This window comes from New Jersey aster yellows phytoplasma (assembly GCF_002554195.1).
In the GTDB taxonomy this organism is placed as follows: Bacteria; Bacillota_I; Bacilli_A; order Acholeplasmatales; family Acholeplasmataceae; genus Phytoplasma.
Window position 1 is genome coordinate 1 of record NZ_MAPF01000046.1, and the last position, 6470, is coordinate 6470.

8 protein-coding genes and 1 pseudogene are annotated in these 6470 nt (G+C 28.4%); 1 reads left to right on the forward strand and 8 read right to left on the reverse strand.

The features are described from left to right. Nucleotides 1-401: 401 nt before the first annotated feature. From BBA70_RS03940 to BBA70_RS01810, 5 genes are all read right to left on the reverse strand, one after another. Nucleotides 402-470, reverse strand: coding sequence for an SVM family protein (locus BBA70_RS03940; protein WP_425312273.1), 69 nt, complete (start codon nucleotides 468-470; stop codon nucleotides 402-404). A gap of 65 nt (nucleotides 471-535) precedes the next feature. After that, a complete protein-coding gene (locus BBA70_RS01795; protein WP_011412622.1) occupies nucleotides 536-1057 on the reverse strand; it encodes a hypothetical protein in 522 nt (173 codons plus the stop codon). A gap of 196 nt (nucleotides 1058-1253) precedes the next feature. Beyond that, nucleotides 1254-1433 (reverse strand): hypothetical protein, encoded by a 180-nt coding sequence (locus BBA70_RS01800; RefSeq protein WP_041639843.1) that lies wholly within the window; start codon nucleotides 1431-1433, stop codon nucleotides 1254-1256. A 69-nt stretch (nucleotides 1434-1502) separates the two neighbouring features. Beyond that, nucleotides 1503-1679, reverse strand: a complete 177-nt coding sequence (locus BBA70_RS01805; protein ID WP_011412624.1) for a hypothetical protein — start codon at nucleotides 1677-1679, stop codon at nucleotides 1503-1505. After that, a complete protein-coding gene (locus BBA70_RS01810; protein WP_252861549.1) occupies nucleotides 1676-2125 on the reverse strand; it encodes a hypothetical protein in 450 nt (149 codons plus the stop codon). The genes BBA70_RS01805 and BBA70_RS01810 overlap by 4 nt, the downstream gene beginning before the upstream one ends. 373 nt (nucleotides 2126-2498) lie before the next feature. Between BBA70_RS01810 and BBA70_RS03945 the strand changes: the two genes are divergently transcribed. Further along, complete coding sequence (locus tag BBA70_RS03945) at nucleotides 2499-2834, forward strand: hypothetical protein (RefSeq protein ID WP_011412626.1); 336 nt, start codon at nucleotides 2499-2501, stop codon at nucleotides 2832-2834. Nucleotides 2835-3056: 222 nt separating this feature from the next. On the opposite strand, the gene BBA70_RS03950 is transcribed toward BBA70_RS03945, so the two are convergent. From BBA70_RS03950 to BBA70_RS01845, 3 genes and pseudogenes are all read right to left on the reverse strand, one after another. Beyond that, nucleotides 3057-3302, reverse strand: coding sequence for a hypothetical protein (locus BBA70_RS03950; RefSeq protein WP_011412627.1), 246 nt, complete (start codon nucleotides 3300-3302; stop codon nucleotides 3057-3059). Between the two features lie 255 nt (nucleotides 3303-3557). Continuing rightward, nucleotides 3558-5821: pseudogene (locus tag BBA70_RS03955) on the reverse strand (AAA family ATPase). An 86-nt stretch (nucleotides 5822-5907) separates the two neighbouring features. Next, nucleotides 5908-6111 (reverse strand): hypothetical protein, encoded by a 204-nt coding sequence (locus BBA70_RS01845; RefSeq protein ID WP_252861551.1) that lies wholly within the window; start codon nucleotides 6109-6111, stop codon nucleotides 5908-5910. Nucleotides 6112-6470: the final 359 nt, after the last annotated feature.

Below are 6470 nucleotides of genomic sequence, written 5' to 3' on the forward strand. Positions count from 1 at the left end.
AATCCTAAGCTAATAAAGAATAAATTTATTCTAACTAAATGTATTTTTTAATTAACATTAATTAATCCTTCCTTTTGATATTTATAATAAAAATAAAACATGCTTTAAATTATTTTAACGTCTTCTATGATTATTTGGTTGATTTTGGTTGATTTGTATTTTTAGATTTTATTGGTTTCGAGCAAAAATTTGTTGATTTATCATTTGAAGATTATTTCCTACAATATTTATTCTGTTTGAAATTAAAGAAATTCTGTTGAAACGTGTTTGAGATTATAAATTAGTATCATTAAAAACGTTAGTTAATTCTATTATTAAAGTATTTATTTCTTCTTCAAGTTGATGTTTTCTTGCGTCTAAATCTATACCAGGGAAAGCATGCAAACATTTAGTATTAAAAATTAAAAAAATCCTAATAAAACAAATAAATAAATACTTATTATTTTAAATTGATTTTTTAATTTAATCATTAATTAAATTTCCTTTTGTTTTTATTCCTTTATATTTTAAAATATTGGAACTTGTTAAATTTTTATCACCAGTCAGTGCTGGTTCTTTTATTATTTTCAGCTTCTTGGGTTTTATCATAGTTGTGTTTATCTTTAAAGATTGATAAAGTTTTACGGATAGGATTGAAGTGGAGGTGAAAATCGGTTAATTTGAAGTTTTCATTGTGAACGAAAGCATCACCAAGGTAATAGTCTTTGTCTTCTTGTAAGAAATGTTTAGGGCCTTTGTATTTTAGGATTAAGTAGTTACCACCTGGGCCTTTGTGTTGTTTTTTTTCGAAGTTAATGTAAGAATATAATTGGCTGTCGGCTTTTGCGTCAAAAGATGCACTGTCGAAACCGTCTAAAGTAGTATGATTATAAGTATCGCCATCTTTATTCCATCGGTCGAAAGGATGGCGGTTTTTGATGAAGATAGCTAGGTTGGAAGGTTCGGGTTGGGTATTTAGACGATATGATATATTATCGTTATTAACAGATGATATTTTATTTTCATTAAGATATTTATGATCAATCTTGTCAAAGAAAATTTCACCATAAGTAGCCATACCGATATTTTCGAGTTCGTTTTTTAATTCAAGAATTTTAAAGGGATTGTTTTTACCTTTAATTTCTTAATCGATTTTTTGTTTTAATTTTGAGATTTGAGTTTCATTAATCTGTAATTGTTGGTGATAATAACCGATGCCATTAAGTCCATCGAAAGTATATTTAATTTGAATCATAGGAATGGTTCTGCCACGACTATCTGTTTCTTTCCCATTCTTTGAAGATAGCAGATTTAGTTTCTTGAAAGGTAGGAATTGGGTCTTTAGGGAGTTTGATGACTCCTGTTTCAGTTAAGATGATAAACCCAATAAAAGCTGCCACGATTAAAATAATTATTAATAAAAACCATTTGCTTATTTTTTTAATTTTGATCATGTTTATTAATTCCTTTGGAAGAATTTTCAATATATAGGTATTTTAACATATTTAACTTTTTAATTAACCTTAAAACCATTTACGAAACCAAGAAGTTACTTTATCGATTTTTTTGTTTACGTCGTCTTTAATTTTTGTAGTAAAAGGTTGGATTGAACCTTTCCAGGTTTTTTGTTTGTCTATGATTTCTTTGGTTTGGTTGTATTCTGCTGTTTTGTCGGTTAATTTATTCATATTATCTTTCAAAGTTTTTTTAGTTGCTTCATGGGTTTTTTTTGTTCGTCTTTTATTTGTTCTTTGAGTTTATTTATTTCATGACGGAGTTCAGCGTTTTCTTCGATATATTTACCTGAAGCATTTTCTAAAGCTTTGATTGTTCCTTCAAGGGCTTGAATATGTAGGCCTTGTTGTACCCATTTATCGATTTGTTGTTCTAATTCGTCGCTTAAACGGTTTATTTCTTCAGCTTGTTGGTTAATGATTTGGTTTAATTGACTTATTTCTTGGTCTTTTTGAGTGATGATCGTTTGATATTCCTTTTCTTTTTGTTGAAATTCAGTGTTTAATTGGTTAATTTCATCTTGGAAGGTTTGTTTTTCTTGTGCGGATAGAGCTTGATTAGTTATTAATTCCTGGTTTTTAGTTTCGATTAAGGATTTTTGTTCTTGGAGTTGGTTTTGGAGATTTTCCATATTTTGATGTTGTTCGTTAATTTGTTCGATTAATTGATTAATTTGTTGGGTCTTTTCCGTGTTGAGAGTTTTTTCTTGGTGCAGATCAGTTTCTAGTTGATTAATCTTTTGATCTTGGGTAAAGATTTCCTTTTCTTTAGAACGGATTTTATCGGTTTGGTGATTGATTTCCTTTTGAAGTTCTTGTTTTTCTTGTTCCGATAGAGTTTTATTAATTTCTAGTTCTTGTTGTTTTTGATTTAAATCATGTTCTAAAATAGCTTTTTGGGTTTCTAAATTAAGACTATTTATTTTTGCTTGTTGGAGGTGAATTTCTAATAAGTTTTTGGCTTTGAGTAATTCTTCAGGAGTTTGTTGGTGAGTTTCGTTTACTTTGTTAGTTTCTTTTATTTCCTCACCAAGTGGTGGTGTTTGTTGGAGTTGTTCTTGTTGGAGATGTTTTGGTTCAGTTGTTGGTTTATTAACTGAACCATTATCAGGGATTGTTAAGGTTATCAGTTATACTTTCGTTAATTGTTGTATCTACGATGTCGTTAGTTTCTTGTGTTTCTTTTTTATTGTTTCTTCTTTAATTTCGTTATTATTAGTTAAAGTTGATTCTTCATTTTCGATAATAGTTGTATTTGGTGCTTGTAAAATGGGTGTTGGGGGATTTTCTATTTTATTAGTTAATTGTTGTGGTGGATTAGGAGTTTTCGTTTCTTCGTGATAAAATTGGTAAAGTTCGTAAGCAGTTGAAGCTAAAGAAACTCAAAATAAAGCTTTACTACCAATTTTAAGGATTTTACCACCGACATTCGCTATTTTAGAAGTAGCTTTTTTTGAATGATAGTTTTAGTTCCTTTTTTAATGGTTTTTTTCTTCCCACTTTTTAACCAATTACCGATTTTGCCTAATCCTAAACAAATGCCGATCACACTTAAAGTAGTCGCTAAATAATATCTAATTTCGTTTGTGGCGAAGGAATGTGATTAGGATCTTTATCATTACCTGTTAATTTATAATAGATATATTCGATAACTTTACGAATTGGTTGAGTAGTTTTATCGTATAACGATTTAGTTTTAGTCACAGCATCACTGGTAAAAGCGTTGATCTGGTCTAAAACTTCAGGGAAGAATTTGAAAAGTGTCCAATAAATTGCCCCTCCGATTAGGATAAATGGTAATAAAAACAAGATTATTTTTATAATTGATTTTAAGATTTTAAGAAACCAATTTTCTTTTTTAGTTTGTGTTTCGATAACTATTTTAGGAGGTTCGGTTATCGGTTTTCTTTTAGTAATGATTATTTTTCCCGTTGATTTTTTTGTAGTTTTTTTTTTTTGTTATTTTTTTATTCATAGTTTTTCTCTCTTTCTTTTAGTTTTAAAAGTTTTTTTAAAATAAAAAAAGACTCTATTTAGAGTCTTTTAATGTTGGTGAAATTATTTTTAATTATTATTTTGAGGTTTTACATGATGTTTATCTTTGAAGATGGATAAAGTTTTACGGATAGGATTGAAGTGGAGGTGGAAATGGGTTAATTTGAAGTTTTCATTGTGAACGAAAGCATCACCAAGGTAATAGTCTTTGTCTTCATCTAAGAAGTGTTTCGGGCCTTTGTATTTAAGGATTAGTTTGTTATCACCTGGGCCTTTGTGTTGTTTTTTTCGAAGTTAATGTAAGAATATAATTGGCTGTCGGCTTTTGCGTCAAAAGATGCACTGTCGAAACCGTCTAAAGTAGTATGATTATAAGTATCGCCATCTTTATTCCATCGGTCGAAAGGATGGCGGTTTTTGATGAAGATAGCTAGGTTGGAAGGTTCGGGTTGGGTACTTATACGATTTTCACAAAGGTGTAATTCTTTTCTTAGTTTTTCTTCTCTAGTTTTTAATCTTTGCATTTTATTTTTAATATCAATGATTTCTTGGTTTTTGTCTTTGATTGTTTGTTCGTATTTTTCAGGATTTTGTTTTCTTGGTGGATTTGGGTTAATTTTTTTGTTGTATTTTCTAAATCAGTTTTAGTTTGAGAATGTTGTTGACGGTAATAGTTAATCCCGTTTAAACCATCAAAGGTGTAGTGACATTCTATCTTAGTTTCATCTTTGGATTTAGCTAAATATTGATTAATTCCTTGACTCCATTGATAATATTGATTTTCACAAGCTTCGCGGCGTTGTTTGGTTTGTTGATAATCAGGGTTAATTTTTAATTTAAGTTTTAAGGCTTCTTCCAGATCGGAAGGTAACATAACTGCGTGATTTAAAGAATTTTTAGTTTGCCATTTAGCGGTTTTTTGTAGGCTTCTTCAATGATTGTGGTTAAATCCCTATTTGATAATTTTTTGCCTTGACATAGTTGGGCGATATCTTTTAAAGCTAAAAAAGTATGATAACTAATTTGATAAGGGATAATGTTATGTTTTAAATAACCTTCAATTTCGCTATCTTTTAAATTACCCACATAGATTTCTTTACTAAAACGACTCCTTAAAGCACTATCAATTTTATCAAGGTTGTTAGTGGCGCCCATTAAGACAATTTTTTTATCAGAACGTTGAAATCCATCAAGTTTATCTAATAAAGTGTTGACAATATTGGCACTGACTGAGGAAGTATTTTTATCACTACGGTTAGGTAAACCATCGATTTCGTCAATAAAGATAATTGTTTTATCATTTTCTTCGGCTTCTTGCCAGATTTTTTCTAAGGCAGCTTTGCCTTCGCCAATGTATTTTTTGGTCTAATTTAGCAGGAATTAAGTTAATAAAGTGAACATTAGCCTCACCACATAAAGCTTTGATTAAAAAAAGTTTTACCTGTTCCTGGTGGTCCATATAAAAGATAGCCTTTCGGACGTATTTTATCAAAGTTAATCAAAGATTGATTGTTTTGAAAATAAGTTAATAAATCTTCTAATTCTTCTTTTTCATTTTCCATTCCACAAACGTCTTTAAAAGTAACTTTATGCTTAATATTTGCTAAAGGTTTATTAGCTTTTAAGAGATTTAATTGAGTGGTTAAATTAGTTTTTTGTTTGGTAAAATAAAGTTTTTGACCTGTTAAGAAAAGATTAAAAGCATTTAAATTTTTTAATTCGGTTTGATTTTTTTGGGTTTCTTTTTTAGTTTTTAATTCTTCGATATTTTTTTGATTAGCTTCGACATAATTAAGAGCTTGATTTAATTGAAAAATTTGTTGTTGGAGATTTTCTTGAGTTTGTAATTGGGTTTTTTCTTCAGCTAATTTTGCTAATTCTTCTTGTTTTTCTTTTTCATTTTGGTTTAAAGCTTTTCTTTGTTCGATTAAATTATTGACTAAGGTTTGTTGAGTTTGTTGTTGATTTTTCAGTTCCGTTAATTGTTGTTGTTTTTGGGTTTTGATCTCAAGGGATAAAGATGGATTGTCTTTTAATTCTTCTTGGCTATTTTTTATTTTTTGGATGATATCAGTGTAATTTTGAGTTTTCGTTTCGATTTGAGTTTTTAATTGTTGATCTTGCTGTTGGAGTTTTTGGATTTTTGTTTGTTGGTTAATGATTTGTTAATCAAATTCTTGTTGTTTAGTTGAATCCAGTTGGGGATGATTAGTTACTTTTCCAATTTTGTTGGGTGTTTGATTAGTTTGATAAAGTCCTATAATTAATAAAATAATTAACCCCAACAGAAGAAATCCTAAAAAACTGAGATAAATTTTGGTTTTTAATTTCATCATTTACCTCCTTTCTCTATGGATTAATTGTAATGTTCTTCGGCTGGCCGCCTAGTTCGCTCTGCTCGTCTTTGAATGCTTTTCTATTATCTAAAATTTATATATCCAGCAATTCTTAATTTATTTAAATCATATGAAGGGAAAAAAATTATTATTTGTAAAACACTAATATATCCCATAGTTCTCAATTCATACAAATTATATCCAAGATTTTCAAACTCTTCTATACTAATATATCCAGCATCTTTTAAATCTTGCAAACTATATCCAAAAGATATTAATTGTTCCAAAGTATATCCAGAAGCTTTTAAATCTTTTAAATTAAAATACGAGATTCTAATAAATTTATTTCTAAACCTTTATCATTAATAAATAATTTCTTAAAATCCGAAATATTTTTATAAATTTTAGTTTTAAAATATTTAACTTTACCATTTTTATCTATTTCTTTAAATCTTTCTGCATTATCATCAAATTCTTCAATAGAATCATCAATATTTTACGTTTCATTAATTTTGAATTAATAGGATTATATTCCATCTAAACGCCATCTGATAAAGTTTTTTTAATTAATTTACCATGTAAACCGTACTCTTCAACATTATTATATTTATCAGTTTTTCAACAAAAGACCAACTTAAGAGTTAGC